Origin of the sequence: Methylorubrum suomiense (assembly GCF_022179765.1) — a bacterium.
GTDB lineage: Bacteria > Pseudomonadota > Alphaproteobacteria > Rhizobiales > Beijerinckiaceae > Methylobacterium > Methylobacterium suomiense.
Genome location: NZ_BPRE01000011.1, coordinates 1 through 24,973, shown reverse-complemented (window position 1 = coordinate 24,973; position 24,973 = coordinate 1). Strand labels below are relative to the sequence as shown.

The 24,973-nt window shown below is 68.3% G+C and carries 24 protein-coding genes and 1 tRNA gene; 15 read left to right on the top strand and 10 right to left on the bottom strand.

Translation table 11 applies throughout. From position 1 onward, the window contains the following. Positions 1-29: 29 nt before the first annotated feature. From MFF26_RS17295 to MFF26_RS17285, 3 genes are all read right to left on the bottom strand, one after another. Positions 30-1,292 carry an aminopeptidase gene (locus tag MFF26_RS17295; RefSeq protein ID WP_137831680.1) on the bottom strand — a complete coding sequence of 421 codons (1,263 nt, stop codon included), beginning with the start codon at positions 1,290-1,292 and terminating at the stop codon, positions 30-32. A 72-nt stretch (positions 1,293-1,364) separates the two neighbouring features. After that, positions 1,365-1,658, bottom strand: a complete 294-nt coding sequence (locus MFF26_RS17290; protein ID WP_137831681.1) for a DUF2218 domain-containing protein — start codon at positions 1,656-1,658, stop codon at positions 1,365-1,367. A 402-nt stretch (positions 1,659-2,060) separates the two neighbouring features. Continuing rightward, positions 2,061-3,509: an FAD-binding oxidoreductase gene (locus tag MFF26_RS17285; RefSeq protein ID WP_137831682.1), complete on the bottom strand. Its 1,449-nt coding sequence runs from the start codon at positions 3,507-3,509 to the stop codon at positions 2,061-2,063. 175 nt (positions 3,510-3,684) lie between these two features. On the opposite strand from MFF26_RS17285, the gene MFF26_RS17280 reads away from it, so the two are divergent. The 7 genes from MFF26_RS17280 to MFF26_RS17250 all read left to right on the top strand — a co-directional run bounded on the left by MFF26_RS17280 (position 3,685) and on the right by MFF26_RS17250 (position 7,274). Continuing rightward, entirely contained in the window at positions 3,685-4,380 is a 696-nt protein-coding gene (locus MFF26_RS17280) for a fumarylacetoacetate hydrolase family protein (protein ID WP_137831402.1), read from the top strand. Between the two features lie 27 nt (positions 4,381-4,407). Continuing rightward, positions 4,408-4,881 (top strand): NUDIX domain-containing protein, encoded by a 474-nt coding sequence (locus MFF26_RS17275; protein WP_238308253.1) that lies wholly within the window; start codon positions 4,408-4,410, stop codon positions 4,879-4,881. 106 nt (positions 4,882-4,987) lie between these two features. After that, positions 4,988-5,062 (top strand) — tRNA-Gly (locus MFF26_RS17270). Positions 5,063-5,398: 336 nt separating this feature from the next. Further along, entirely contained in the window at positions 5,399-5,812 is a 414-nt protein-coding gene (locus MFF26_RS17265) for a hypothetical protein (RefSeq protein ID WP_238308252.1), read from the top strand. Positions 5,813-6,010: 198 nt separating this feature from the next. Beyond that, positions 6,011-6,316, top strand: a complete 306-nt coding sequence (locus MFF26_RS17260) for a hypothetical protein (RefSeq protein ID WP_137831405.1) — start codon at positions 6,011-6,013, stop codon at positions 6,314-6,316. Positions 6,317-6,386: 70 nt separating this feature from the next. Next, the gene (locus MFF26_RS17255; protein WP_238308251.1) at positions 6,387-6,860 is read left to right on the top strand and encodes a VOC family protein; all 474 of its coding nucleotides are present in this window, start codon (positions 6,387-6,389) and stop codon (positions 6,858-6,860) included. Between the two features lie 96 nt (positions 6,861-6,956). Further along, positions 6,957-7,274 (top strand): hypothetical protein, encoded by a 318-nt coding sequence (locus MFF26_RS17250; protein WP_137831407.1) that lies wholly within the window; start codon positions 6,957-6,959, stop codon positions 7,272-7,274. Between the two features lie 40 nt (positions 7,275-7,314). Here MFF26_RS17250 and leuD read toward each other — a convergent pair whose 3' ends face one another. Next, complete coding sequence (leuD, locus tag MFF26_RS17245; RefSeq protein ID WP_137831408.1) at positions 7,315-7,917, bottom strand: 3-isopropylmalate dehydratase small subunit; 603 nt, start codon at positions 7,915-7,917, stop codon at positions 7,315-7,317. A gap of 165 nt (positions 7,918-8,082) precedes the next feature. Between leuD and MFF26_RS17240 the strand changes: the two genes are divergently transcribed. Next, positions 8,083-8,259: a hypothetical protein gene (locus MFF26_RS17240; protein ID WP_171015580.1), complete on the top strand. Its 177-nt coding sequence runs from the start codon at positions 8,083-8,085 to the stop codon at positions 8,257-8,259. 99 nt (positions 8,260-8,358) lie between these two features. Here MFF26_RS17240 and MFF26_RS17235 read toward each other — a convergent pair whose 3' ends face one another. Beyond that, a complete protein-coding gene (locus MFF26_RS17235) occupies positions 8,359-8,595 on the bottom strand; it encodes an alkylphosphonate utilization protein (protein ID WP_373324490.1) in 237 nt (78 codons plus the stop codon). A gap of 278 nt (positions 8,596-8,873) precedes the next feature. Here MFF26_RS17235 and MFF26_RS17230 point away from each other — a divergent pair, with 278 nt between their 5' ends. Next, positions 8,874-9,371: a DUF3617 domain-containing protein gene (locus MFF26_RS17230; RefSeq protein WP_137831410.1), complete on the top strand. Its 498-nt coding sequence runs from the start codon at positions 8,874-8,876 to the stop codon at positions 9,369-9,371. Between the two features lie 46 nt (positions 9,372-9,417). Here the strand turns inward: MFF26_RS17230 and MFF26_RS17225 are convergent, their stop codons facing one another. Both MFF26_RS17225 and ccrA read right to left on the bottom strand, forming a co-directional pair. Beyond that, on the bottom strand, positions 9,418-9,624 hold the full coding sequence (locus tag MFF26_RS17225; protein ID WP_137831411.1) for a hypothetical protein: 207 nt from the start codon (positions 9,622-9,624) through the stop codon (positions 9,418-9,420). Between the two features lie 136 nt (positions 9,625-9,760). Further along, on the bottom strand, positions 9,761-11,059 hold the full coding sequence (ccrA, locus tag MFF26_RS17220) for a crotonyl-CoA carboxylase/reductase (protein ID WP_137831412.1): 1,299 nt from the start codon (positions 11,057-11,059) through the stop codon (positions 9,761-9,763). Positions 11,060-11,672: 613 nt separating this feature from the next. Here ccrA and MFF26_RS26690 point away from each other — a divergent pair. Both MFF26_RS26690 and MFF26_RS17210 read left to right on the top strand, forming a co-directional pair. After that, positions 11,673-11,924, top strand: coding sequence for a hypothetical protein (locus MFF26_RS26690; protein WP_444543615.1), 252 nt, complete (start codon positions 11,673-11,675; stop codon positions 11,922-11,924). Between the two features lie 196 nt (positions 11,925-12,120). After that, positions 12,121-14,202, top strand: a complete 2,082-nt coding sequence (locus tag MFF26_RS17210) for an ethylmalonyl-CoA mutase (RefSeq protein ID WP_137831414.1) — start codon at positions 12,121-12,123, stop codon at positions 14,200-14,202. 53 nt (positions 14,203-14,255) lie between these two features. On the opposite strand, the gene MFF26_RS17205 is transcribed toward MFF26_RS17210, so the two are convergent. The 3 genes from MFF26_RS17205 to MFF26_RS17195 all read right to left on the bottom strand — a co-directional run bounded on the left by MFF26_RS17205 (position 14,256) and on the right by MFF26_RS17195 (position 18,166). Further along, positions 14,256-16,043, bottom strand: coding sequence for an ABC transporter ATP-binding protein (locus tag MFF26_RS17205; protein ID WP_137831415.1), 1,788 nt, complete (start codon positions 16,041-16,043; stop codon positions 14,256-14,258). Positions 16,044-16,388: 345 nt separating this feature from the next. Then, positions 16,389-16,880 (bottom strand): CinA family protein, encoded by a 492-nt coding sequence (locus MFF26_RS17200; RefSeq protein ID WP_238308249.1) that lies wholly within the window; start codon positions 16,878-16,880, stop codon positions 16,389-16,391. After that, the gene (locus MFF26_RS17195) at positions 16,877-18,166 is read right to left on the bottom strand and encodes a bifunctional 2-C-methyl-D-erythritol 4-phosphate cytidylyltransferase/2-C-methyl-D-erythritol 2,4-cyclodiphosphate synthase (RefSeq protein ID WP_137831417.1); all 1,290 of its coding nucleotides are present in this window, start codon (positions 18,164-18,166) and stop codon (positions 16,877-16,879) included. The genes MFF26_RS17200 and MFF26_RS17195 overlap by 4 nt, the downstream gene beginning before the upstream one ends. Positions 18,167-18,293: 127 nt before the next feature. Between MFF26_RS17195 and dusB the strand changes: the two genes are divergently transcribed. The 4 genes from dusB to MFF26_RS17175 all read left to right on the top strand — a co-directional run bounded on the left by dusB (position 18,294) and on the right by MFF26_RS17175 (position 24,273). Further along, complete coding sequence (dusB, locus tag MFF26_RS17190) at positions 18,294-19,340, top strand: tRNA dihydrouridine synthase DusB (protein ID WP_137831418.1); 1,047 nt, start codon at positions 18,294-18,296, stop codon at positions 19,338-19,340. 17 nt (positions 19,341-19,357) lie between these two features. Then, positions 19,358-20,494: a two-component system sensor histidine kinase NtrB gene (locus tag MFF26_RS17185; protein WP_137831421.1), complete on the top strand. Its 1,137-nt coding sequence runs from the start codon at positions 19,358-19,360 to the stop codon at positions 20,492-20,494. A gap of 11 nt (positions 20,495-20,505) precedes the next feature. Further along, complete coding sequence (ntrC, locus tag MFF26_RS17180; RefSeq protein ID WP_137831419.1) at positions 20,506-21,969, top strand: nitrogen regulation protein NR(I); 1,464 nt, start codon at positions 20,506-20,508, stop codon at positions 21,967-21,969. 150 nt (positions 21,970-22,119) lie between these two features. Further along, the gene (locus MFF26_RS17175; protein ID WP_238308248.1) at positions 22,120-24,273 is read left to right on the top strand and encodes a methyl-accepting chemotaxis protein; all 2,154 of its coding nucleotides are present in this window, start codon (positions 22,120-22,122) and stop codon (positions 24,271-24,273) included. Positions 24,274-24,973: the final 700 nt, after the last annotated feature.

The window sequence follows — 24,973 nt, the reverse complement described above, 5'->3', positions numbered from 1 at the left end:
CCCCCGGATCTTGAAACCGGGACGATTCCCTAGACCCACTCGCCCCGGCGCATCACCGGCACGGCCTCGCCCGTTTCGGAAAGACCGTCGACGTCGATCTCGGCCGATCCGATCATCCAATCAATATGGATCAGGCTGCGATTGGCCCCGCGCTCGGTCAGATCGGCCTCGCTCAGGCCCTCGCCGCCATTGCGGAAGCATTTCGAGTAGGCCTGTCCAAGGGCGATGTGGCTCGCGGCGTTCTCGTCGTAGAGCGTGTTGTAGAACAACAGCCCGGACGCGGAGATCGCCGACGAAGCGGGCACCAGGGCGACTTCGCCGAGCCGGGCGGCGCCCTCGTCGGTTTCCAGCACCTTGGCGAGCACGTCGGCGCCGGTGCGGGCGGTCGCCTCGACGATACGGCCCTCGGAGAACCGGACGCGAATGCCGTCGATCAGGGTGCCCTGGTAGGAGAGCGGCTTGGTGCTCGTCACAAACCCGTCGACCCGCATCCGGTGAGGCGTGGTGAACACCTCTTCGGTCGGAATATTGGCATTGCAGACGATGCCGTTCTTGGCCGTGGTGGCGCCGCCGCACCATTCGTGATCGTCGGCCAAGCCCACGGTCAGATCGGTGCCGGGGCCGACGAACCGGAGCGCCGCGAAGCGGGCGCCGTTGAGCCGCTCGGTGCGCTCGCGCAGGTCCCGATTGTGCGTTTCCCACGCGGCGACCGGGTCGGGCCCATCGATACGAGAGGCGGCGAAGACCGCGTCCCACAGCCGCGCCAGCGCCTCGTCCTCGGGCAGGTCCGGAAACACGGTTCGGGCCCACGGCGTGGTCGCCGCCGAGACGATGGTCCAATTGGTGGAGAAGCCTGCGATCAGTTCCAGGGCCGGCACGTAGGCCCTCGACCGCGCGCGGTTGGCGCGGGCGACCTTGGTCGGGTCCTGGCCTGCCAGAAGGGAGGGGTCGTCGCCCGAAATGGCGAGCCGCGCGGCGCCGCTGCGATAGGCGTCGGCCATGCCCGCATAGAGCCAGCCGGCCGCGTGATCGAAGGCTTCGTCGGGGGCGTGGCTGAACCGGGCGAGGGTCGCGGCATCGTCCGCGTAGAAGGTGGTGACCAGCGAGGCGCCGGCCCGATAGGCGTGCTCGGTGATGGCGCGGGCGAGCGCCACCGCCTCCAGGGGCGCCGTCATCACCAGTTCCTGGCCGGGTCGAAGCCCGAGGCCGACCCGGACCGCAACTTGGGCGAGCCGGTCGAGGCGGTCCGCGAACGAAGCGGCGGAGGCCGGAAGCGTGGAGGGGCCGGTCATCGAAGAGCCTTCCTGCGGATCGTCCCGATGCGCGCCGGCCGGTTCAGGGTCGGATCGAGGGCCGGGGCCTGCTCAGGCCGCGCGCGACCACGTGATCTCGCCCAGATTCTCCCGGAAGGCAAAGCGCAGGAGATGATCGGACACGACATTCTCCAACCGCGTCAATCCGGCCGGGTCCGGCGTGGCGACCCGCATCAGCAGGGCATCGGGGCTCGCCTCGAAGGTGCAGATCCGGTCCTCGCCGAAAGGAACGCGACCGTGGTCGTCGCTCGCCTCGACGGGAAACTTGTGGCTCCAGTGGCGGCAGAGCTGCTTGAGGTAGCGGCTCGCTTCCGCAGTGGGGACACGGGCCTGGGACGTGGGCATGTCGGTCTCCTTCGGAACGTTTATCGGCCGGATCGCCGGTTCGGCACATCGGGATTCCCGGGCCGCATATGGGTCGCTCCCGCGCCGGCCGGGATGCGGTGCGGTACGTCCCGGTGGGATCTCAGCATCGCAGCGCAGCATGGGGGTGCGGGGTAAAAGTGTCATGCGACGAAACCGAGGCGGCGGGGTCCGCCACGCATCGCCATTGCAGGCGATTGTCGGGTCGCAATGGTTAACGATCCCATCATCCGGGACGCGATTCCGGTTGTGCACAAGGCTGATTCCCCGCGCTTTCGGCGAGGATGATGCCGTTTTCTTGTGCGTCGCACAATAACGAGCTGGCAACCGGATGAGTTCCGGAATGCGCCGCGTGCGCGCGATCGCGCCGACAAGAATACGGAGTCAGACCGGCAGGGCCGGGGGCGGATCGGCGGAGAGGGCGACGACCTTGCCGGGGTTGAGCAGATCGTGCGGATCCAGGGCCGCCTTGAGGCGGCGCATCAGGTCGAGACCGACGGGATCGGCGGTGCGGGCGAGTTCGTCGCGCTTGATGAGGCCCACCCCGTGCTCCGCGGCGATCGAGCCGTCCATCCGCTCGACGATCCCGTGGACGATGTCGTTGAAGCGAGCCCAGGCGGCGAGGAACGCGGCTTTGTCCATGCCGACGGGCTGGGTGAGGTTGAAGTGGATGTTGCCGTCCCCGAAATGCCCGAACGGGCAGGGGCGCAATCCCGGCATCGCGGCACGGCAGGCGGCTTCCGCCTCTTCCAGGAAGTCGGCGAGGCGCGACAGCGGCAGCGACACGTCGTGCTTGATCGAGCCGCCCTCCGCCTTCTGCACTTCGGGCAGGAGTTCGCGCAGCCGCCACAGGGCAGCGTCCTGCGCCGCGCTGCCGCCGATGGTCGCGTCCTCGACCAAGCCCGCCTCCATCGCCTCGGCGAGCAAGGCCTCCAGCTCGGTGCGGGTGTCGGCACCGGGGCGCGGGGATGACAGTTCGACCAGCGCGTAGGCCGCGTGCTCGCCTTCTAGGGGGGCGCGCACGTCGATGCCGTGGCGCAGGACGATCTCGAGGCCGAAGCGCGGGATGTATTCGAAGGCGGTGAGCCCCCGATCCGCCCCGGACCGCAGCCGTTCGAACAGGGCGAGGGCCGCCCGCGCGGAGGGAAGGCCGACGAAGCCGACGCTGCGGGACAGGACGCGCGGGAACAGCTTGAGGGTCGCGGCGGTGATGATCCCGAGCGTGCCCTCGGATCCGATGAAGGCGTGCTTGAGATCGTAGCCCGCGTTGTTCTTGCGAAGGGCCTTCAGCCCGTTCCAGACCCGACCATCGGCAAGCACCACCTCCAGTCCGAGCACGAGATCGCGGGCATTGCCATAGGCCAGCACCGCGAGCCCCCCGGCATTGGTGGCGATGCCACCGCCGATGCGGGCTGTCCCCTCCGCCGCCCAGGAGAGGGGAAACAGCATCCCGGCCTTTTCCGCCGCCGCCTGCACTTCCGCGAGGATCATACCGGCCTCGACCGTCATGCTCGCCCCGAGGGGATCGACCGCCCGCAGGCGGTTGAGACGGTTGAGCGACAGCACGATCCCGCCGAAGGGCACGCCGCCGCCGACGAGGCCGGTGTTGCCGCCCTGCGCCGTCACCGGCACGCGCGCCTCCGCACAGGCCGCGACCACGGCAGCGACCTCCTCGGTGGTACCGGGCTCCACGAGCGCGAGCGCGTGACCGCGATAGAGGCCGCGCGATTCGACGAGATGCGGCGCCAGCGCCTCCGGATCGGTCCGCACGTGACGCGCGCCGAGCCGCTCCGTGAGGGTGGCAAGCAGGCGCGCAGGGGACGTGTCGGGCATCGGGGGCAGGGGGCTTGGTGGGTCGGGTCTCGATGATAGGGGGCGGCGACCGGTTTTGCACGGAGGTCCGTGCTTCCATCCGAGAGGCGCTCGGCGGTGATCGCCCTGCGGTGCAACGCGGCGAGACCTGGGATACCTGTCTTGCGACGACATCGACCCGAGGCCGCCGAACGCCATGCTGTCCGTGATCCCGAATCCTCCGCGTCCCGCCCTGCCGATTCACGGCAGCACCGATCTGTTCCCGGTACGCCGGGTGTACTGCGTCGGGCGCAATTACCGCGCCCATGCCCGCGAGATGGGCGCCGACGACCGCGATCCGCCGTTCTTCTTCCTCAAGCCCGCCGACACCCTGCAGGTCGTGCCCGAGGGCGGCCGGGCGGAACATCCCTACCCGCCGCGCACCGAGAACTACCATTTCGAGGTGGAGCTGGTGGCGGCGCTGGGCCGCGGCGGGCGGGACATCCCGGTCGAGATCGCCGGCGCGCATATCTACGGCTACGCGGTCGGCCTCGACATGACCCGGCGCGATCTTCAGGACGAGGCCAAGCGCCAGTCGCGCCCCTGGGAGATGGGCAAGGCCGCCGATCTTTCCGCGCCGATCGGCCCCCTGCATGCGGCGGGCGATATCGGCCATCCACAAGCGGGCGCGATCACGCTGCATCTCGACGGTGAGGAGCGCCAGCGCGGCGACCTCTCGGAGATGATTTGGTCGGTGCCGGAGCAGGTGGCTCTGCTCTCGACCTATTTCGAGCTGCATCCGGGAGACCTGATCTTCACCGGAACGCCCTCGGGCGTCGGGCCGATCGCCCGCGGACAGACGCTGACCGCCCGCATCGAGGGCGTCGGAAGCTTTTCCCTCGCAGTCGCCTGAAAGGGCGCAACGGGCTCGTCGCACATCATGCTCAGTCTCGACCGTCCCTGGCTGTATGGCCTCCTCATGCGCGCCGGCCTCCTCACCCGCGGCATGACGCTCGGTGTGCGGGGGGTGGCGATCGACGGGGAGGACCGGGTCTGCCTCGTCCGTCACACCTATGTCGGGGGCTGGCACCTGCCCGGGGGCGCGATCGATCCCGGGGAAAGCGCGCCGGAATCCATGCGCCGGGAATTTCGCGAGGAGGCGAGGATCGCCGTACCGCCGGACGCGCCCCTGCGGCTGCACGGCTTCTTCCTCAACGCACGGGCGCCCCGGCGCGACCATATCGCGGTCTATGTCGCACCGACCTTCGCGGTGGTCGGACCGAAGCGGCCCGACCGGGAAATCGCCGAATGCGCCTTCTTCCCCCTCGAATCCCTGCCGCCGGAAACGACCCGGGCGACCCGGGCACGTCTCGACGAAATTCGGGCGGGACGTCCCCCCGCGGAAGAATGGTGAGCCCCGACAAGAAAAAGCGAAGGTCGCACTTGCAACGCCCGTCGGAATGGTGTTTAGAACGCCCACCGACGGCGAGCGCCACGGCGGCGCCGGACGGAACAAGAGAGCGGGTGTAGCTCAGGGGTAGAGCACAACCTTGCCAAGGTTGGGGTCGAGGGTTCGAATCCCTTCGCCCGCTCCAGTTTTCCCAACCACATCATCACAGGCGCGGCCGTCATAAGACGGGCCGCAAACTGCGTAGAACTCGCCGGAATGGCAAGTCGGACGCGGTTTGGCCCTTGCGTCAACGGCATTTCGCTGTCTACGAACATCGGGATGCGGTTTGTCCGATGCACTGGGCGTTCGCACACGTACCGAGCCCTTTGGTCTTTCGTTAAGGCCGCGTCTCCATAATCAACGTGTCGGCCGGACTGATCCGGCCCGGAAGTCTTGCCACATGCGCAATAGTTCTCGACGGTCCTTCACCGTCGAAGTCAAATCGGTTGGCCGCCGATCCTCGACATTCATCCCGACCCGCGTGAGTGCGCCCCCTGAGCTCGCGGCTCAGACCGTTTTCTCGACCCCGGTGGTCAACCGGGAGCCGATGACGGAGAAGCGGCGGGTTCTCCCCAACCTGATCGAGCCGGAAGTGCCGGCGATCGAGCCCGCAGCGCCGCTCGTGGCCGAGGATGTGCCGCCGCGACGCCCCCGTGGCCGCCCACGCAAGGTATTGCCCGCAGCGACTGCGCCGGTGGCCGCCGAGGCCGAGCGGGCCATCGTGGTCGAGCCTGTCATCGTCACCGCCCCCGTCCCGGCGCCCGTCGCCGATCCGGAGGCCCCCGAGACCGAGCGATCGGCCCCCTTGCTGCGCAAGCGCAAGGACATTCCGGCCGCCGAACTCCCCCGTGGCGAGCGGTGGAAGCTCCGCCGGCTCGGGCGCTGGAGCCGGTAGGGCGAAACGGGGCACCGACACTGAGGGAATCGTCCCGGATTTCGGATCCGAGACGGTCGTCCTCGCGATCGGATGGTTCGACGCGCACCACCGCCTGAGCTGTCCGGAAACCATCTCCCGTCAAATGGGCTGCGCTCCGGGCGACGATCGGTCAAAGGCTGCGTTGTCGGCTTCAGCCGATCTCGACTGGAGCCCGCTATGATCACCCGCGCCGCCGCCCTGGCCCTGCTGTGTCTCGCCGCTGCCCCGGATGCCCGGGCGGCGGCCTTCGACGATCTCAAGGCCGACCTTGCCGTTTGCCTGCGTTTCGAACTCGACGGGGCGCGGGGGCAGCGTGGCGCGGCCGGATACGCTCTGCGCCGATGCGCCGTCGAAGTCGAACGGCTGGATCGGGCCGATCCGCGCCGCCTTCCCGGCGACCACGGGCTCAGCCCATCCACACGATCGGTGATCGACGCGGTCCTCCGTTCCGGCGGCCGGACGGATTCCCGCCGGGCCCGTTGACCGAATCCGGTTTGGTCCTGCCATCCTTGCCGCCTTATCCTCGACCGGGTCGCGGTGGAACGAGGATGCCATGCCTACGGTCAGCACCTGCCTGTGGTTCGAGCGGGAGGCCGAGGCGGCGGTGAACCGCTACGTCTCCCTCATTCCCGATTCGCGCATCGAGCTAATCCAACATGCGCCCGGTCCCTGGCCGGGCGGGCAAACGGGCGACGTGATCCTGATCGCCTTCACGCTCGGCGGCCAGAACTTCCAGGCCCTCAACGGCGGTTCGCGGATCGCGTACCAGACCGCGGCCTCGATCTCGGTTCCCTGCGCCGATCAGGCGGAGGTCGACCGGTTATGGGCGGCGCTGGCAGACGGCGGAGAGGAACTCGCCTGCGGCTGGCTGCGCGACCGCTGGGGCGTGCCGTGGCAGATCTTTCCGGAAACGCTGCCACGCTTGCTGACCGACCCCGATCCGGCGGTCGCCGCCCGCGTGTTCACCGCCATGCAGGGGATGGTGAAGATCGACGAGGCGGCCCTCGCGCGCGCCGCAGCCGGATGAGGACACCGCGCCCTGGGCCGCCCTAACGATTGGCTCACCCTCCCGGGATAATGTCCTCGCTAGCCTCTTGGCTCGGACCTGAAGGAAGCGCCCACCATGAGCAGCGGCATCGCCCATTCGCCCGCCCGGCTGTCGGAGGTTTCGCGCCTCGCCACCCTGCTGGCCGATCAAGCGCTCGACGCGCAGATCGAGCGTCGACCGATCCCCGATCTTCAATTGCGCGCCCTCGTCGACGCTGCCGAACTGCTCGACGCCTATGGGCAGGCCCTGCCGCCGCTGCTCGGCCAAGTGATGCACGAGATCAATATCGGTTCGGACCGGGCCGACCCGCGTCGAACGGGCCGCGACGACGAGATCGGACGTCTCGCCTGGATGCTGCGTCCGTTCCGCCATCGGGCCCAGGAACGGAACTGACCCCCGCGGATATCAGTCCGTCCCGGGACGGGGAGGGGGATCAGGCCCACCCGCGCTCGGAAAGTTTCGTCTCGAACGCCGTGATGGCCGGAGCCCGCTCCAGCGTCAGCCCGATCTCATCGAGGCCGTTGAGCAGATTATGCTTGCGGCCCTCGTCGATGTCGAAATGGAGAGTGCCGCCGTCGGGCCCCTTGATGGTCTGGGCGGCGAGGTCGATCGTCAGGGTCGCGTTGGCGCCCCGCTCGGCGTCGAGGAACAGTTTTTCCAGATCCTCGGCCGAGACCACGATCGCCAGGATGCCGTTCTTCGCGCAATTGTTGAAGAAGATGTCCGCGAAGCTCGTCGAGATCACGCAGCGAATACCGAAATCGGCCAGTGCCCAGGGCGCGTGCTCGCGCGAGGAGCCGCAGCCGAAATTGTCGCCGACGACGAGGATCTTGGCATTGCGATAGGCCGGCTGATTCAGGATGAAGTCCGGATTCTCCGAACCGTCGTCGTTGTAGCGCATCTCGGAGAACAGGCCCTTCCCGAGGCCGGTGCGCTTGATCGTCTTGAGATACTGCTTCGGAATGATCCGGTCGGTATCGACGTTGATGATCCGCATAGGCGCGGCAACGCCCTCCAGGGTCGTGAACTTTTCCATGGCTCTTCTCGAAACCGTCGCGCGGACGGGCTATGCTGGTCCCGTTCCGATGTCCGGCGCGTTCTAGCAGCGAGGTCGCCGCGCCGGAAGGCGTGCGGACGGAGCACGCTCCGGCCTCGACCTTGCGTGGTCCGCCACCGGAACACCAGGGAGACGCTGCGAAACATGGCCGAGCCGTCCGATACCTTCAAGAAGGCCCCCAAGCGCAAGCCCGCCAAGGGTAAGAGCGTGGCGGTCTCGCCCGAGATGCGGCAGGCCTATGCCGACCTCATCAAGGAACGCGAGGCGAAGCAGGAGACCTACGGGCGCCACCTGCCGCAGGATCCGACCCGCGGGCGCTGATCCGCCGACCTTCGCGGACCGCGCCACCCGGATCGCTTCAGGCGCGGCTCGCAGCTTCTGTCGTGCCGCGCAGACTCTCCCGCACGTGTCGCGGCGCGCTCAGCGCTTGCGCACGAATTCCGTACGCAGGACGAGGCCCTTGATGGTCTCGTGACGACAATCGATCTCCTCGGGATCGTCCGTCAGGCGGATCGAACGGATCACCGTTCCCTGCTTCAAGGTCTGGTTCGCGCCCTTGACCTTCAGGTCCTTGATCAGGACCACGGCATCGCCATCGGCGAGGACGTTGCCGGATGCATCGCGGGCCATGGACGCGGCCGCCTTGGCCGCCGCCATCTCCGAGGCCGGGCGCCATTCGCCGGTCGCCTCGTCGTACAGGTAAGTGTCGTCGTCGGTGGTCAAAGTCCGTGCCTCGGCTGTGGAAGCGATCGTTCTGCCATCACCGGTCGGCTGGGCAAGGGGGGCGCAAGCAGGGCTGTGCCCCGCTCGATCGGTTCGCCGACCGTCAATCTGCCAGCGGTCGCGCTTCTCGCCGCTCGCTTGTACCGCCCCCCTGCATTGACTACCCCTCGGCATCGGAGCGGCCACGGCGCCGCGTCATGCCAGGAGCATTCATGCATCGTCGTCTCATCGGTCTCGCAGTAGCCACGGCGTTCGCCGCCAGCGGCACAAGTGGTCAGGCGGAGACGATGCCGGCCCGGAAGGCTGGCCTGTGGGAGAGCACGACGATCACGGCGGACCAGAATGTGACCGCCCGCCAATGCATCGATGCCAGCACCGACCAATTCGCGCAGGGCGCCTTCGGCGGCGGACAGAATTGCTCGAAGAACACGCTCACGAAAACGAACGCCGGTTACGAGGGCGCGAGCGCGTGCACGATCGGAACCGTCTCGGCCGTCGCGAAGAGCGTGATCACCGGCGACTTCGACAGCAAGATCCATATGGTCGTCGACACGACGCTGACGGGTCTCCCCGGCGCGAAGGAGCCGGTGCAGCGGCAGATGGTGATCGATGCGACCTATCTCGGCCCCTGTGAGACCGGCCAGAGCCCCGGCGACATCATCCTTCCGGGCGGCAAAGTCGTGAAGATGCCCAATCCGGCAGCGCGGTGATCGTCGTCGCGTAGGGCGACCGCCGGTCGGCTGCTTCCTCGGCGCGTTATCGCCGTGCGGAGCCGTAGACGATGGCCGATGTGGCGACGAGGAGGGGCAACCAGAAATGCATCACCCCGACGCCGCTCCATACGGTGAAGCGCTCCTTGCAGCCCGTCGTGTTCATCGCGCAGCCCAGCGGCACGACGTAGAAGAACCAGACGAAAGTCGCGGCAGCCAGGATCAGACCCAGGATCACGGCCGCGATTCTCATTCCTGATCCCCGTTATGGGCTTCGACCGACGCTCAACAGGCGCCGGAGACGAATGAAGCCGCCGATCCATCCGGATCGGCGGCTTCACGTGATCCATTGGCGTCCCGGCGCGATCGTTCGCGCCGGGACGCTCGGATTACATCGCCTTGAGCGGACCGGCCTCGATCACGTCCTCGACGGTGCGCAGGCCCGCCCGCGTGGCGTTGACGAGCACCGCCATGTTGCCCGGCGGGTGCTGGTTCTTCCACATCTTGGTGTGGGCGGCCGGGATCTTGGCCCAGGGAAGGACCTCGCTCATGCAGGGGTCGATCCGCCGGTCGATCACGAACTGGTTCGCCGCCGAGGCCTGCTTGAGATGGGCGAAGTGCGAGCCCTGGATACGCTTCTGCCGCATCCAGACGTAGCGGGCGTCGAAGGTGATGTTGAAGCCGGTGGTGCCGGCGCAGAACACGATCATGCCGCCGCGCTTGGCCACCAGGGTCGAGACCGGGAAGGTCGACTCGCCCGGATGCTCGAACACGATGTCGACGTCGTTGCCCTTGCCGGTGATATCCCAGATCGCCTTACCGAACTTCCGGGCCTCCTTGAGCCAGGTGTTGTATTCGGGGCTGTTGACCTTGGGCAGCTGGCCCCAGCAATCGAAGTCCTTGCGGTTGATGACGCCCTTGGCGCCCAAGCTCATGACGTAGTCGCGCTTCGACTCGTCCGAGATCACCGCGATGGCGTTGGCGCCCGACGCCGCGCAGAGCTGCACGGCGAACACGCCGAGGCCGCCGGACGCGCCCCAGACCAGCACGTTCTGGCCCGGCCGCACGGTGTGCGGTGCGTGGCCGAACAGCATGCGGTAGGCGGTGGCGAGGGTGAGGGTGTAGCAGGCGGCCTCTTCCCAGGTGAGATGCTGGGGCCGCTTCATCAGCTGGCGCGACTGCACCCGGCAGAACTGCGCGAACGAACCGTCGCCCGTCTCGTAGCCCCAGATGCGCTGCGAGGGCGAGAACATCGGATCGCCGCCGTTGCACTCCTCGTCGTCACCGTCGTCGCGATTGCAGTGGACGATGACTTCGTCGCCGACCTTCCAGCGCTTCACCTTGGCGCCGACCTTCCAGACGATGCCGGAGGCGTCGGAGCCCGCGATGTGATACTCGCCCTTGTGCACGTCGAACGGCGAGATCGGCTCGCCGAGGCCGGCCCAGACACCGTTGTAGTTGACGCCCGCGGCCATGACGTAGACCAGCACCTCGTCATCGCCGATGTCCCACACCGGCAGCACTTCGAGCTGATGCGACTGCTCCGGCGGCCCGTGGCGCTCGCGGCGGATCGCCCAGGCGTACATCTTGGCCGGCACGTGGCCGAGCGGCGGAATCTCACCGAGTTCGTACAGGTCCTTGGCTTCCGCCGTCTGCCCGGTCCAGGCCGGCGCTGCGCTCTCCGCCATCGTGGCACTCCCTATTCTGTCGCTGGTTCGCGGGCGCAAACGCCGCAGCGAACTTGGCGGAAGCTATATGCATGATGTTCCAAGCCTTCCAAGTGGCCTAAAAGACGAGGATTCCCTCGTTACGCACAAAAAATAGGCGTCGGCCTATACCGACCCCGGTGAATGCAAAATAATCTTTTGTAGGGCTCCCAATCGAGGCTCTCACCATGGTGGGAACCTGAATCGAGAACGGTGAACCGCGCCTCCGGCCCACACCGGGCAAGGCGGTCCGCGCCCCCGCCGAAACGCATCGCATCGTTCTTTCCGAAATAATCCTACAGCTTAAATCGAAATATTTTCGGATTAATATCCGAATTTACTTTTGTGACTTAACGCACATCTTCGAAACAATCGCTCAATGAAAGTGCGGGTGCTGTTCGTTTCATCAGCGTCTGTCACTTTTCGGAGCAGAACCATGCCGCGATTCCTCGCCCTCGCCGCGCTCTCCCTCGCTTTCGTCTCCGCAACGGCCCTGCCGTCCGATGCACGCCAGACTGCTGGTCAAGACCGGCACTCCAAATCCACGACCGTGAAGACGAACAAGGTCACGAAGTCCACGTCGAACTGGTCGAGCATCGCGCCCGATATCGATCGGGTCGGCTCGCTGCCCGCGCCGGGGCGGATCGTCACCGCTCCAGCCGTCGGCGGCATGCCGACGATGCCGTTCCCCGGCTGGGGCAGCGGAGGCGGGCAGCGCTGCGATATCGTCGTGAAGCGCCCCGGCGGGAACCCGACCCAGGACATGACCGGCTCGATCGGCCACGCCAAGAGTCACCAGAGCAACGGCGGCGCGGGCCGCATGCGTGTCTGCGGCGCAATGCGCTGACGGCGAACGGCCCGTCCGCTCCGACGGGCGGGCCGACTCCAAAATTCCGCTTCTCCGACTCGTCAAGTTTTTCAAGGCTCTGGCACCGATCCTCGACTTTTCTCCCAGATGACGCGCCGCCGCACCTTCGCTACGGTGCCGCTCACATCGCGCGCGGGACGCGCACGCCAATAAGACGTTGAGGGAGTCGAGCCGGATGAGCGCCACCGCGAGCGTCGCCGAGATCAAGAACGACAAGCCCGAGCGGGACAAGCCTTGGCTGATCCGGACCTATGCCGGGCACTCCAACGCGGCGGAATCGAACAAGCTCTACCGCGGCAACCTCGCCAAGGGTCAGACCGGCCTCTCGGTCGCCTTCGACCTGCCGACCCAGACCGGCTACGACCCGGACGACGAACTCGCCCGCGGCGAGGTCGGCAAGGTCGGCGTGTCGGTGGCGCATCTGGGCGACATGCGCACGCTGTTCGACCAGATCCCGCTGGCGCAGATGAACACGTCGATGACGATCAACGCCACGGCCCCGTGGCTGTTGTCGCTCTACCTCGCGGTGGCCGAAGAGCAGGGCGCGCCGATCTCGGCGCTGCAGGGCACCACGCAGAACGACATCATCAAGGAGTATCTCTCCCGCGGGACCTACGTGTTCCCGCCCGCTCCCAGCCTGCGGCTCACCAAGGACGTGATCCTGTTCACGACCAAGGAAGTGCCGAAGTGGAACCCGATGAATGTCTGCTCCTACCATCTGCAGGAGGCGGGGGCGACGCCGGTCCAGGAGCTGTCCTACGCGCTCGCCATCGCCATCGCGGTGCTCGACACCGTGCGCGACGACCCCGATTTCGACGAGGCCAACTTCTCGAACGTGTTCAGCCGGATCTCGTTCTTCGTGAATGCCGGCATGCGGTTCGTCACCGAAATCTGCAAGATGCGGGCTTTCGCCGAGCTGTGGGACGAGATCGCCCAGGAGCGCTACGGCATCACCGACGCCAAGAAGCGGATCTTCCGGTACGGCGTGCAGGTGAACTCGCTCGGACTCACCGAGCAGCAGCCGGAAAACAACGTCCACCGCATCCTGATCGAGATGCTGGCCGTCACCCTGTCGAAGCGCGCCCGCGCCCGCGCGGTCCAGTTGCCGGCCTGGAACGAGGCGCTCGGCCTGCCGCGGCCCTGGGACCAGCAATGGTCGATGCGCATGCAGCAGATCCTCGCCTTCGAGACCGACCTGCTCGAATACGATGACATCTTCGACGGCTCGAAGGTCATCGAGGCCCGGGTCGAGGCCCTGAAGGAGCAGACCCGCGCCGAGCTCAAGCGCATCGCCGAGCTGGGTGGCGCCGTCACCGCGGTCGAGGCGGGTGAGCTGAAGCGCGCGCTCGTTGAGTCGAATGCCAAGCGCATCGCCGCCATCGAGCGCGGCGAGCAGATCGTGGTCGGCGTCAACAAGTGGCAGAACGGCGAGCCCTCGCCGCTAACGGCCGGGGAGGGCGCGATCTTCACCGTCTCCGAGACGGTGGAGATGGAGGCCGAGGCCCGCATCCGCGACTGGCGCGCCAAGCGCGACGACAAGGCCGTGGCCAAGGCCCTCGAAGACCTGGAGCAGGCCGCCCGTTCGGGCGCGAACATCATGCCGCCCTCGATTGCCGCCGCGAAAGCCGGCGTCACCACCGGTGAGTGGGGCGGACGCCTGCGGCAGGTGTTCGGCGAGTACCGTGCCCCCACCGGCGTCACACTGCAGACGGTGTCGTCGGGCGCGGCGGAAGAGGCGAAGCTTCTCATTGCCGATCTCGGCGAGCGGCTCGGCGAGACGCCGAAGCTCGTCGTCGGCAAGCCGGGCCTCGACGGCCACTCGAACGGCGCCGAGCAGATTGCGCTCCGCGCCCGCGATGTCGGCTTCGACGTGACCTATGACGGCATCCGCCAGACCCCGACCGAGATCGTCGCCAAGGCGGTCGAGCGCGGCGCCCACGTCATCGGGCTCTCGGTTCTGTCGGGCAGCCACGTGCCGCTGGTGCGGGAGGTCAAGGCGAAGCTGCGCGAGGCCGGGCTCGACCACGTGCCGGTCGTGGTAGGCGGCATCATCTCGCCCGAGGACGAGCTGGTGCTCAAGAATATGGGCGTGACCGCCGTCTACACGCCGAAGGATTACGAGCTCGACAAGATCATGGTCGGTCTCGCCAAAGTGGTGGGTCGCGCCCTCGACAAGCGCGCCGCCGACAATGCGGACGCCGCCGCCGGCGTGCCGGGCGCCCCGAAGGGCAATGGCAGCGCCGCGCAGGTGTTCTGATCAACGCCGCGCGGCCTCCCCTCTCCCGCTGCGGGGAGAGGGGATGCCGCATCTCACGCACTCTGCGCCAAGACCGATTGGCGCTCGAACAGCGATCGATAGGCGCCGTTCGGGCGATGCATCAGGGCGGCGTGCGGGCCGTCCTCGACGATGCGACCGCGATCGAACACGAGGATGCGGTCGAGCGCCCGCACCGTCGAGAGGCGGTGGGCGATCACGATCGCCGTTCGCCCGTGCATCAGCCGCTCCATCGCTTCCTGCACCAGGGCCTCCGATTCCGAATCAAGGCTGGAGGTCGCCTCGTCGAGAATCAGGATCGGCGCATCGGCAAGGAAGGCGCGGGCGAGCGCCACCCGCTGGCGCTCGCCGCCCGACAGCTTGACCCCTCGCTCGCCCACCGGCGTGGCGTAGCCCTGGGGCAGCCGCGCGATGAAGTCATGCGCATTGGCGAGCCGCGCCGCCCGCTCGATCTGATCCGCCGAGGCGCCGGGCCGGCCGTAGGCGATGTTCTCGGCGAGGCTTCGGTGAAACAGCACCGGCTCTTGCGGAACGATGGCCACCTGCGCCCGCAAGCTTGCCTGCGTGGCACCGGCCACGTCTTGCCCGTCGATGGCGATGCGCCCGCCCCCCACGTCGTAGAGCCGCTGGATCAGCTTGACGAAGGTGGTCTTGCCCGAGCCCGAGCGACCGACCAAGCCGATCCGCTGGCCGGCCGGGATCGTCACCGACAGATCATCGTAGAGCGGCGTGCCGTGGTCGCCGTAATGGAAGCGCACCTTCTCGAAGTGGATCGCCCCGCCCGAGACCTGAAGCGGCGCGGCACCGGGCCGGTCGGCGACACCCGCCGGCTCAGCCTCGAGCGCGACCAGTTCCTCCATCTCGTTGACCGCCCGCTGGAGGTGGTTGATCTGCCCGCCGATGTCGCGGAGGTAGCCGTGCACCACGAAGTAGGTGGTGAGCACGTAGGCGACTTCGCCCGGGCTCGCCTGCGCCACCCACCACAGCCAGAGGGCGGTCGCGACGATGGCCGTGCGGAAGGCGAGCAGCAACCCGAGTTGCGCCGTCCCGCTCCAGGTGACGATCATCCAGGTGCGGTGCGTGCGCCGCCGCCAACGGCCGAGGATGCGGTGGAGACGCGCCTCCTCACGCCCCTCCGCCCCGAACGCCTTGACCACGGCATTGTTGCCGATGGCGTCCGACAGGGCGCCGCCGAGCCGGGTGTCGAGCGCGTTCGAGAGCGTGGCGGCGGGCGCGATCACGCGGGTCGCCAGGAACACCGATGCCGCGACATAGATGAGCGCGCCGATCCCGACGACGGCACCCATGGCCGGCCAGTGCAGGCCGAGCACCAAGGTGGTCCCGGCGAGCACGACGACGGAGGGCAGCAGCGAGAGCAGCAGCACGTCGTTGAGGCTGTCGATCGCCCACATGCCGCGCGAGATCTTCCGCACGGTCGAGCCCGCGAAGGTGCTGGCGTGCCACTCGGTCGAGAAGCGCTGCACGCGGGCGAAACTGTCGCCGAGCACGTCCGACATGGTGCCGAGGGTCAGCGGCACGACGAGACTCCACGAGATGTGGCGCAGCCCCACCGCCGCGAGGCTCAGGAGCGTCATCGCGGCAAAGGCCGGCATTGCCGCGTGGAACGCCGCCGCACGATCGGAGCCGGCGAGCGCATCGACGAGACGGCCCGCATAGATCGGCAGCATCACGTCCGCGAGGGTGGCGAGCGTGACGGCGCCGACGAGGCCGGAGACGACGGGAAGCCGTCGACGCCAACCACGGGCGACGAAGGCGACGACGCGACGGACCGCATCCGTGCGCCGGGGAGAAGACAGGGACATGCAAGCGCCCGACGACCAAGCGTCGGCTCCTGGAGGCACAGACGCGCACGACCGAAGCGGCGCGGACCGGTGGGTTCAGTTCGGGGAGGTCGAAGAGAGCCGCGGGCCCGTCAGGCCGGGCGGCTCCGGAACGCCTAGGCGCGTCGGTTCAGGCGACCGATCGCGAGGGCTTCCACGGGAGAGAAGACGGGCATGGCGCTCATACGATCCTCTCCCTGTTCGCGTGCGACCGATACGAGAAGTAGGCGCAGGAGATGCGATTCGCAACGTGGGGGCGGCGGCGGTCGGCCTGCGGCACCCGCCGCGCATCCTGAGCAGGGCTGGGAGGAGTGAGCTCAGGCTCCCTCAGAAAGCCCCTTCCAGCAGCGCAAGCGCCTGCTCGACCGACAGGCGCCGGGTCGCCGCCCGGCCGAGATCGCCGAAGCGGCGCTCGATATGGCGGGTCGGCCCCCCCGTGGCGGCGAGGGCGAAATGCACGAGGCCGACGGGCTTGTTCGAGCTGCCGCCGCCGGGTCCGGCGATGCCGGTGATCGAGACCGCCGCGTCCGCGCGCGAGCGACCGAGCGCCCCCTCCGCCATGGCGCGGGCCACCGGCTCGCTCACCGCGCCGTGTGCGGCGATCAGGTCGGTCGGCACGCCGACGAGGTCGGTCTTGGCCTCGTTGGAATAGGTGACGAAGCCGCGTTCCAGCACGGCCGAGGATCCGGGCACGGCGGTGAGCAATCCGGCGACGAGGCCGCCGGTGCAGGATTCGGCGGTCGCGATCCGCCGGCTCGACGCCGCGTAAGCACTGACCAGCGCTTCGGCGCGGGCGAGGAGCGCGGCGTCGTCGATCACGAGCGGCGCTCGGCGGTCTCGGTGCCGGTGTCCACCTCGACCTCGGGCAGGCGCACGGTGGCGGCGGCTTGCGCCGCGAGACCCTCGGCCCGGCCGACGAAGCCGAGCTTCTCCGTGGTCGTCGCCTTGATGGAGACTGCGCTGAGCGGAACGCCCGCGATCTTGGCGATGCGGGCCCGGATCGCCTCGCGATGGTGGCCGATGCGCGGCGCCTCCGCCAGAACGGTGATGTCGAGATGGTCGATCTTGCCGCCCTGCGCCCGCACCAGCGAACAGGCATGGGCGAGGAACTGATCGGAGGACGCGCCGCGCCACTTCTCGTCGGAGGGCGGGAAATGGGTGCCGATATCGCCGTCGGCGATGGCGCCGAGCAGCGCGTCGGTCAGGGCGTGCAGCGCCACGTCGCCGTCGGAATGGGCGAGCACGCCGCGGTCGGCGGGGATCTTGATGCCGCCGAGCCAGACATGGTCGCCCTCGGTGAAGGCGTGGACGTCGAAGCCGGTGCCGAGGCGGGTCACGTAAGTGGTCATGGGAGCCTCAGATATCGCGGGTGCTTCCTTCGAGAAAGCCCGATCCGCCTCGATCAGGTCCGCGGCCTGGGTGATCTTGCGGTTTCTGGCATCGCCCTCGAAGACGACGACGGCCAGGCCGGCCCATTCGGCGAGCGCGCCGTCGTCCGTGAAACCGTCCCGGCTTTCGGCCACCGCCCGGCGATGCGCGTCGAGCAGGGAGCCGAACCGGAAACTCTGCGGGGTCTGCACCGCGCGCAGGTTCTCGCGGGACGGCGTCTCGTGAACGCGGCCGATGCCGGGGGCGATCGTCTCCACCAGCTTGATCGTATCGGACACGGCCACGCCGGGTACCGCTGCGCCGTGCTCGCCGCCGGCCTCGATGGCGCGGGCGATCAGGGCCTCGTCGACGAAGGGGCGGGCGGCGTCATGCACCAGCACCAGATCCGGCGCGCCGGACCGTGCCAGCCCTTCGAGCCCCGCCGCCACCGATTGTTGGCGGGTTGCACCGCCCGGCACCGGCTCCGCCAGTTTGTTGGCGAGAGCCGGCTCCAACTCGGCGACACATTCGCGGAAGAAGTCGGTCGCGTCCGGAGCGATCACCGGCTGGATCCGGCTGATGCGTGGGGAGGCGGCCAAAGCCGCCAGCGTGCGGGTCAAGACGGCGCGCCCGCCGACGCGGCGATACTGCTTGGGCAGATCGCCGCCGACGCGCAGGCCCTTGCCTGCCGCGACGACGACAGCGGCCACTTTCGGCCGCGCGGCGCTGTCGGACATCGTCGAACCTCGAAGTGCATTCAGTTGGGGACAGGCGGGATGTTTGCGCTCATAGGCGGCCGAATGTTCGAAGGCAAACGAAGGCGACGCTTGCGCTTCGCCCGGGTTTGGCTACTTATTGTGCAGAATGAGACCTGACCATTATTTGAGCGCCTTGCGCTCCGAGGACGGACGGCGTGCCGACGCGCCCCCCGTTCTGCTGGCGCCGCTCTCGGGCGTCACGGATCTGCACATGCGCCGCATCGCGCAGAGGCTCGGGGCGAGCGCGGTCGTTTCCGAGATGGTGGCGGCAGCCGAATTGGCCCGCGGCGATGCCGAGTCGCAAGTCCGGGCGGAGGGCGAAGGGGTCGAGCCGCATGTCGTGCAGCTGGCAGGCTGTGCGGAGACCCCGATGGCCGAGGCGGCCCGCATCGCCGTCGACAACGGTGCCGATGCCATCGACATCAATATGGGCTGCCCGGCCAAGACCGTGACCGGCGGCGAGGCGGGCTCGGCGCTGATGCGCGATCTCGACCACGCTGCCCGTCTTCTCGGTGCCGTGCGGATGGCGGTCGCCGTGCCGGTCACCGTGAAGATGCGCCTGGGCTGGGATCATGCCAGTCTGAACGCGCCGGAACTCGCCCGCCGCGCCGAGGATCTGGGCCTGAACGGCGTCACCGTCCATGGCCGCACCCGGCAGCAATTCTACAAGGGCCGCGCCGATTGGTCGGCGATCCGCGCCGTCGTCGCGGCGACGCGCCTGCCGGTCATCGCCAACGGCGATGTGACGAGCCTCGACGACGCCCGCGCCTGTCTCGCGGCCTCCGGCGCCGCGGGCGTCATGGTGGGGCGGGCAGCCGTGGGACGTCCCTGGCTCGTCGGCGAGATTGCCGCGGGCCTCGCCGGGCGCTCTGTCACGCCGCTCTCCGCCGAGGCGCGGGCCGCGGCGGCGGCCGAGCATTACGAGGGACTGATCGCCCTCTACGGGCAGGCCATGGGCGTGCGCCACGCCCGCAAGCATCTGGCTGCCTATGCCGATGCCGCCGGATCCGGCGCCCTGAGCCCGGCCGACCGGCGGCGCCTCGTCACCACCTCGGATCCGACCGAGGCCCTCGCCCTGCTGCGACGGGCCTTCCTCGATCCGGCGGGCCTCGAACCGGACGCTGCCGGCACGACGATCGGCGAGGCCGCATGAGCCCCGGGAGCCACACCATGAGCTTCACCGGCGAAGAGCCCGATCCCGCCTCTTTGCCGGCAGCCGAGGCGGTGCTGAACGCCCTGCCGCTGCCGGTGCTCACCATCGGGCCGGACGAGCGTATCCTACGGGTCAACCACGCCGCCGAACTCTTCTTCGATCTGTCTTCCAAGGTGATGCAGCGGGGGCGACTGCGCGACATCATCCCCTTCGCATCGCCGATCATCGCGCTGGTGGCCGAGGTGCGCCGCCGCCGCTCCTCGGTTGCCGAGTACCGGGTCGAGCTGATCCAACCCCGCTCGGGAGCCGAGCGCAGCGTCGACGTCTTCGCCACGCCGTTACGCGACGAGGACGATTCGGTGGTGCTGATGCTCCAGGAGCGCACCATCGCCGACAAGATGAACCGCCAGCTCACCCACCGCGGCGCGGCGCGCTCGATGATCGCGCTCGGCGCGATGCTGGCCCACGAGATCAAGAACCCGCTCGCGGGCATCCGCGGTGCCGCGCAATTGCTGGAGCAGGAGCGCGACGACGAGGACCGGCTGCTGACCCGCCTGATCTGCGACGAGTCGGACCGGATCGTCCGCATCGTCGAGCGCATGGAGCTGTTCGGCGAGGAGCGGCCGGTGGAGCGGGGGCCGGTCAACGTCCACGGGGTGCTCGACCAGGTCAAACGCTCGGCGCAGTCGGGCTTTGCCCGTCACATCCGCTTCATCGAAAACTACGATCCGTCGCTGCCTCCGGTGCTCGGCAACCGTGATCAGCTGATTCAGGTGATCCTGAACCTCGTGAAGAACGCGGCGGAAGCCATCGGCACCGATACGGTCGAGGGCGAGATCACCCTGTCGACCGCCTTCCGCACCGGGCTTCGCCTGCAGGTGCCGGGCTCGCGCGAGCGGGTCAGCCTGCCGATCGAGGTGGCCGTGCGCGACAACGGGCCGGGTATCCCGGCCGACATGCTGTCCGACCTGTTCGATCCCTTCGTCACCACCAAGGCGCAGGGCTCCGGCCTCGGACTTGCATTGGTGGCCAAGATTGTGGGGGATCACGGCGGCATCGTCGAGTGCGACCCCGTTCCCCGCCGAACCGCTTTCCGGATCCTGCTTCCCATGTCGAGCGCCCGCGACGGGCGCGAATCGGCCGCGGAGCGCTGAGTCGAGTAGCCATGCCCAACGGTCACATCATCGTCGCGGACGACGACGCAGCGATCCGCACCGTGCTGAACCAAGCCCTGTCGCGGGCCGGCTACGAGGTCCGCACCACATCGAATTGCGCCACCCTCTGGCGGTGGGTGGCGCAAGGGGAGGGGGATCTGGTCATTACCGACGTGGTGATGCCCGATGAGAACGTGTTCGACCTGCTGCCGCGCATCAAGCGGGTTCGGCCGGAACTGCCGATCATCGTCATGAGCGCGCAAAACACCTTCATGACGGCGATCCGCGCCTCGGAGCGCGGCGCCTACGAGTACCTGCCCAAACCCTTCGACCTGAAGGAGCTGACGGCCATCGTCGGTCGCGCCCTGTCGCGCCCCCGCGGCACGGCGCCGGCCGGGGCCGGACCGGAGAACGAGGACATCCCCCTCGTCGGCCGCTCGCCGGCCATGCAGGAGATCTACCGCGCCCTGGCGCGCCTGATGCCGACCGACCTCACCGTGATGATCACCGGTGAATCCGGCACCGGCAAGGAACTGGTCGCCCGCGCGCTTCACGATTACGGCCGCCGCCGCACCGGGCCGTTCGTTCCCGTCAATATGGCGGCGATCCCCCGCGACCTGATCGAATCCGAACTCTTCGGCCACGAGAAGGGCGCCTTCACCGGTGCGCTGTCGCGCTCCGCCGGGCGGTTCGAGCAGGCCGAGGGCGGCACCCTGTTCCTCGACGAGATCGGCGACATGCCGATGGAGGCCCAGACCCGGCTGCTGCGCGTTCTCCAGCAGGGCGAGTACACCACCGTCGGCGGACGCGTGCCGATCAAGACCAATGTCCGGATCATCGCGGCCACCAACAAGGATCTGCGCGTCTCAATCCAGCAGGGCATCTTCCGCGAGGACTTGTTCTTCCGGCTGAACGTCGTGCCCCTGCGCCTGCCGGCCCTGCGCGAGCGCGCCGAGGACGTGCCGGACCTGATCCGCCACTTCTTTGTTCTGGTGGAGCGCGAGGGCCTGACCCGCAAGACTCTCGACGGCGACGCCATGGAGCGGCTCAAGCGCTACCGCTGGCCGGGAAACGTGCGCGAGCTCGAAAATCTCGTGCGCCGGCTCGCCGCCCTCTACCCGCAAGAGACCATCACCGGCCCGGTCATCGAGGCCGAACTCGACACCCTGCCGCTCGCCCAGCCGGCGGCGGCGAACGGGGCGCCGCGTAAGAACGGCGCCTCGGAGAGCGAGACCCTTTCGGGTGCCGTGGAGCGGCATCTGGCCGACTACTTCTCCGGGTACCGGGATACGCTGCCCCCGCCCGGCCTCTATCATCGGATCCTGCGCGAGATCGAGGGCCCGCTGATCGGCGCGGCGCTCGCTGCAACTCGTGGTAATCAGATCCGGGCAGCAGAGCTTTTGGGGGTCAACCGCAACACGTTGCGCAAGAAAGTCCGCGATCTCGATCTACAGGTGTTCCGCACCTCCCGGTAATGACGCGGTGCCGGGCCTTCAAAAGGGGCAGCTGTAATATCGAATTGGCGATAGTGTTGTGACAGCTATGAGAGAATTGCAGAGGCGCTTTATCTCTTATTAAAATTTACCCTCGTATTCCCTGGAGGTCTCTCTCAGCACAGGCCGCCAATGCTCTCCCCCTCGAAACTCAGCACACGCCTGCCCGCCGCCATGATCGGGTTGGCCCTGCTCAGTGCGACGGCCATGGGCGGCTTCAGCTGGTATTCCGCCAAGGCCGGCCTGTTCGACGCGGCGCGCGAGCGTCTCCAGCTCGCCGCATCCCTGCGCAAGGACAGTGTCGAGCTGACGGCCGATCGTCTCCGTACCGATTTCGAGGTCGCGGCGGCCAACCCGCAGATCGCATCGAATTTTCCGGATCTGATCGAGAATCTCGATCCGGCCAAGCCTGAGACCGAGAAGGTCCTGCAAGCGATCCGCGACCTGCCGAATGCGGAAGCACGGCTCGCCTTCGATGGCAACGCGACCAACACGATGTATGGCCGCCGCCACGCCAAGGTTCAGGAGGTGGGCCGTAAGATCATGGCCCAGGCCGGTTACGCCGATCTTCTGTTCGTGGATGAGGGTGGTCGCATCGTCTACACCACACTCAAGGATCAGGACTTCGCCCAGACTTTGGGCGAGGGGCCGTTGCGCGCCACGGGGCTCGCCCGCCTTGTCGAGCGGCTGAAGGCCGGCGACCCGAACAGCGTGCTGTTCGAAGACTTTGCGGCCTATCCGGCAGGGGAGGGACCCTCGGCCTTCATCGGTCGCCCGATGACCCGGCGCGCGAATGTCGCCATGGGCACGGCGCAGGCCGCCGAGCGCATCGGTTTCGTTGTGATGCGCGTGACGCCCGCCCTGTTCGACCACTCGCTGATGAAGCGTGACGGACTTGGGCAGACCGGCCAGGTCGTTGCCGCCGGTTCGGATGGGCTCCTGCGCAGCACGCCGCTGATCGGAGGCGCCAAGGCCGGCGAACCGCTCGCGGCGCTCGGCATCGGGCCCTCGCAGATCGCGCAGGGAGCGAGCTTCGATTACGCGGCGCCCGCAGGCCGGAACATGGCCGCGGTGGCGCCCGTCTCGGTTCTCGGCGCCCCCTGGACGATCATCGCCGAGCAGAGCGAGACCGAGGCGGTGGCCGCCGTGCGGACACTGTCGCTGACCCTTGCCATGATCGCGCTCATCGTCCTTCTCGGGACCGCGGTGATCGGGCTGTGGCTTGCCCGCTCGATCGTGCGCCCCCTCGGCGCCCTGACCCGGGCGCTCAACGGGCTCGCCGCACGGCAGACCATCGACGAGGTGCCCGGCAGCCGTCGCGCGGACGAGATCGGCGACATCGCCCGCGCCGTGGCGACGATCCGGGACGTCTCCCTCGAGGACGCGGCACAGCAGCTGCAGACCACGGAGGCGCTCCGCCTGCGCGAAGAGCAGGCCCGCCGCGCCATGCTCCGGGACCTTGCCGGCCGGTTCGAAGCGACCGTCGGCGGAATCGTCGACCGTCTCTCGGGGGCCGTGGGTGAACTCCAGGCCTCGTCCGGCATCATGCGCGGAACCGTCGAGGACACGTCGCGACGCTCGACCAGCGCGGCGAGCGCCGCGCACCAGACGGCGGGCAACGTGAACACCGTCGCTTCCGCGGCCGAGGAACTCGGCGCCACCGTCGAGGAGATCGGACGTCAGGTCGAGCAAGCCGCCGGTCTGTCGGCCCGCGCGGTTCAGGGTGCCGCGAGCACGGAGCAGACCATGTCCGCGCTCGCAACCGCCGCAGCCCGCATCGGCGACATCGTCGATCTCGTCTCGACCATTGCCGGACAGACGAACCTGCTCGCCCTGAATGCCACCATCGAGGCCGCACGGGCCGGGGAGGCCGGTCGCGGCTTCGCGGTGGTGGCCGCCGAGGTCAAGGAACTGGCCAGCCAGACGGCGCGGGCGACGGGCGAGATCGCCCAGCAGGTCGGCGCGATCCAAGCCGCGACCCAGGGGACGGCCCAGGCGATCCAGGCGATCACCGGGGAGATCGAGGCAATCAACCGGGTCACCAACAGCATCGCTGCGGCCGTCGAGGAGCAGGGGGCGACGACCCAGGAGATCGTGCGCAGCATGGTCCAGGCCTCGACCGGCACGAGCGAGATGACCGACGACATCGTCGCCGTCGCCCGCGCCGCGGACGAAGCCGGACATGCCGCCGCAAGCGTCGCGGGCGCGTCGGATCAATTGGCGCTGCAATCACGGCAACTGCGGAGCGAGGTCGACGCCTTCCTGGCCAACGTTCGCGCCGCCTGACCTTGGCGATTGGTCTCCGGGCGGCGCGCCGTCTCGGAGACCAAGACCGACGTGCAAGCTGCAGAAGCGACGAGCGATCCGCATTCGAGCCTTGCGGCCCGCCTACGGTAGGGGAGGGGCCATACCCAAGACATGAAGCGCTCCCTCATCGCGCCAGGACGTCCCGTGGCGGGCGTTTTCGCATTTCTCCGCGTTTTCCGGTTGACGGGGCGCGGGGCGTCCCGTAGAAGCATTTTCACCGACGGGGCGCGGCGGTCCACCTTCTCTGGTGGCTCGGGGCTCCTGAGGGTTTCGGGACTGTTTGAGCGGCACGGCTGATCCGGGCGACTGGATCGGGCGATCGCTGTCCTTCGTGTCTCGGAATGGTCGACCGGATCGGCGCTTCGGTGTTGGATCGGACGGTTGACAGGACGGTTCGCCGGCTCTAGACGCCGCGGACCGCTCGGGCGGACTTCCCGGCAGCGACACGGATCGCTGCCATACTGGGGCCGCCGCGGAACGATCGCTGAGGACGGGGCTGCATGGGCCGGGCAACCGGGCCATCGGCGCGTTTTCGGCAGAAGATTGCGCCCCTAGGGTGTAGGCTTCGCGCTCTTTGACAAGTTGATATCGAGAAAGAGAAACGTGGGCGGCTTGTTCATGTCCTTGCGGGTCTGGCTGAGAGGCTGGGCCGTAAGAGATGAAGCTGTCTAACGTTTCG

What these genes read in the sequence shown, in the direction of transcription:
- MFF26_RS17195 (WP_137831417.1), bottom strand. Translation starts at nt 18,166, where the DNA reads ATGTCCGACAGCGCCGCGCGGCCGAAAGTGGCCGCTGTCGTCGTCGCG.
- MFF26_RS17280 (WP_137831402.1), top strand. Translation starts at nt 3,685, where the DNA reads ATGCTGTCCGTGATCCCGAATCCTCCGCGTCCCGCCCTGCCGATTCAC.
- MFF26_RS17175 (WP_238308248.1), top strand. Translation starts at nt 22,120, where the DNA reads ATGCTCTCCCCCTCGAAACTCAGCACACGCCTGCCCGCCGCCATGATC.
- ntrC (WP_137831419.1), top strand. Translation starts at nt 20,506, where the DNA reads ATGCCCAACGGTCACATCATCGTCGCGGACGACGACGCAGCGATCCGC.
- MFF26_RS17205 (WP_137831415.1), bottom strand. Translation starts at nt 16,043, where the DNA reads ATGTCCCTGTCTTCTCCCCGGCGCACGGATGCGGTCCGTCGCGTCGTC.
- MFF26_RS17225 (WP_137831411.1), bottom strand. Translation starts at nt 9,624, where the DNA reads ATGAGAATCGCGGCCGTGATCCTGGGTCTGATCCTGGCTGCCGCGACT.
- ccrA (WP_137831412.1), bottom strand. Translation starts at nt 11,059, where the DNA reads ATGGCGGAGAGCGCAGCGCCGGCCTGGACCGGGCAGACGGCGGAAGCC.
- MFF26_RS17250 (WP_137831407.1), top strand. Translation starts at nt 6,957, where the DNA reads ATGAGCAGCGGCATCGCCCATTCGCCCGCCCGGCTGTCGGAGGTTTCG.
- MFF26_RS17235 (WP_373324490.1), bottom strand. Translation starts at nt 8,595, where the DNA reads ATGGCGGCGGCCAAGGCGGCCGCGTCCATGGCCCGCGATGCATCCGGC.
- MFF26_RS17260 (WP_137831405.1), top strand. Translation starts at nt 6,011, where the DNA reads ATGATCACCCGCGCCGCCGCCCTGGCCCTGCTGTGTCTCGCCGCTGCC.
- MFF26_RS17210 (WP_137831414.1), top strand. Translation starts at nt 12,121, where the DNA reads ATGAGCGCCACCGCGAGCGTCGCCGAGATCAAGAACGACAAGCCCGAG.
- leuD (WP_137831408.1), bottom strand. Translation starts at nt 7,917, where the DNA reads ATGGAAAAGTTCACGACCCTGGAGGGCGTTGCCGCGCCTATGCGGATC.
- MFF26_RS17255 (WP_238308251.1), top strand. Translation starts at nt 6,387, where the DNA reads ATGCCTACGGTCAGCACCTGCCTGTGGTTCGAGCGGGAGGCCGAGGCG.
- MFF26_RS17285 (WP_137831682.1), bottom strand. Translation starts at nt 3,509, where the DNA reads ATGCCCGACACGTCCCCTGCGCGCCTGCTTGCCACCCTCACGGAGCGG.
- MFF26_RS17295 (WP_137831680.1), bottom strand. Translation starts at nt 1,292, where the DNA reads ATGACCGGCCCCTCCACGCTTCCGGCCTCCGCCGCTTCGTTCGCGGAC.
- MFF26_RS17185 (WP_137831421.1), top strand. Translation starts at nt 19,358, where the DNA reads ATGAGCTTCACCGGCGAAGAGCCCGATCCCGCCTCTTTGCCGGCAGCC.
- MFF26_RS17230 (WP_137831410.1), top strand. Translation starts at nt 8,874, where the DNA reads ATGCATCGTCGTCTCATCGGTCTCGCAGTAGCCACGGCGTTCGCCGCC.
- dusB (WP_137831418.1), top strand. Translation starts at nt 18,294, where the DNA reads ATGAGACCTGACCATTATTTGAGCGCCTTGCGCTCCGAGGACGGACGG.
- MFF26_RS17240 (WP_171015580.1), top strand. Translation starts at nt 8,083, where the DNA reads ATGGCCGAGCCGTCCGATACCTTCAAGAAGGCCCCCAAGCGCAAGCCC.
- MFF26_RS17290 (WP_137831681.1), bottom strand. Translation starts at nt 1,658, where the DNA reads ATGCCCACGTCCCAGGCCCGTGTCCCCACTGCGGAAGCGAGCCGCTAC.
- MFF26_RS17275 (WP_238308253.1), top strand. Translation starts at nt 4,408, where the DNA reads ATGCTCAGTCTCGACCGTCCCTGGCTGTATGGCCTCCTCATGCGCGCC.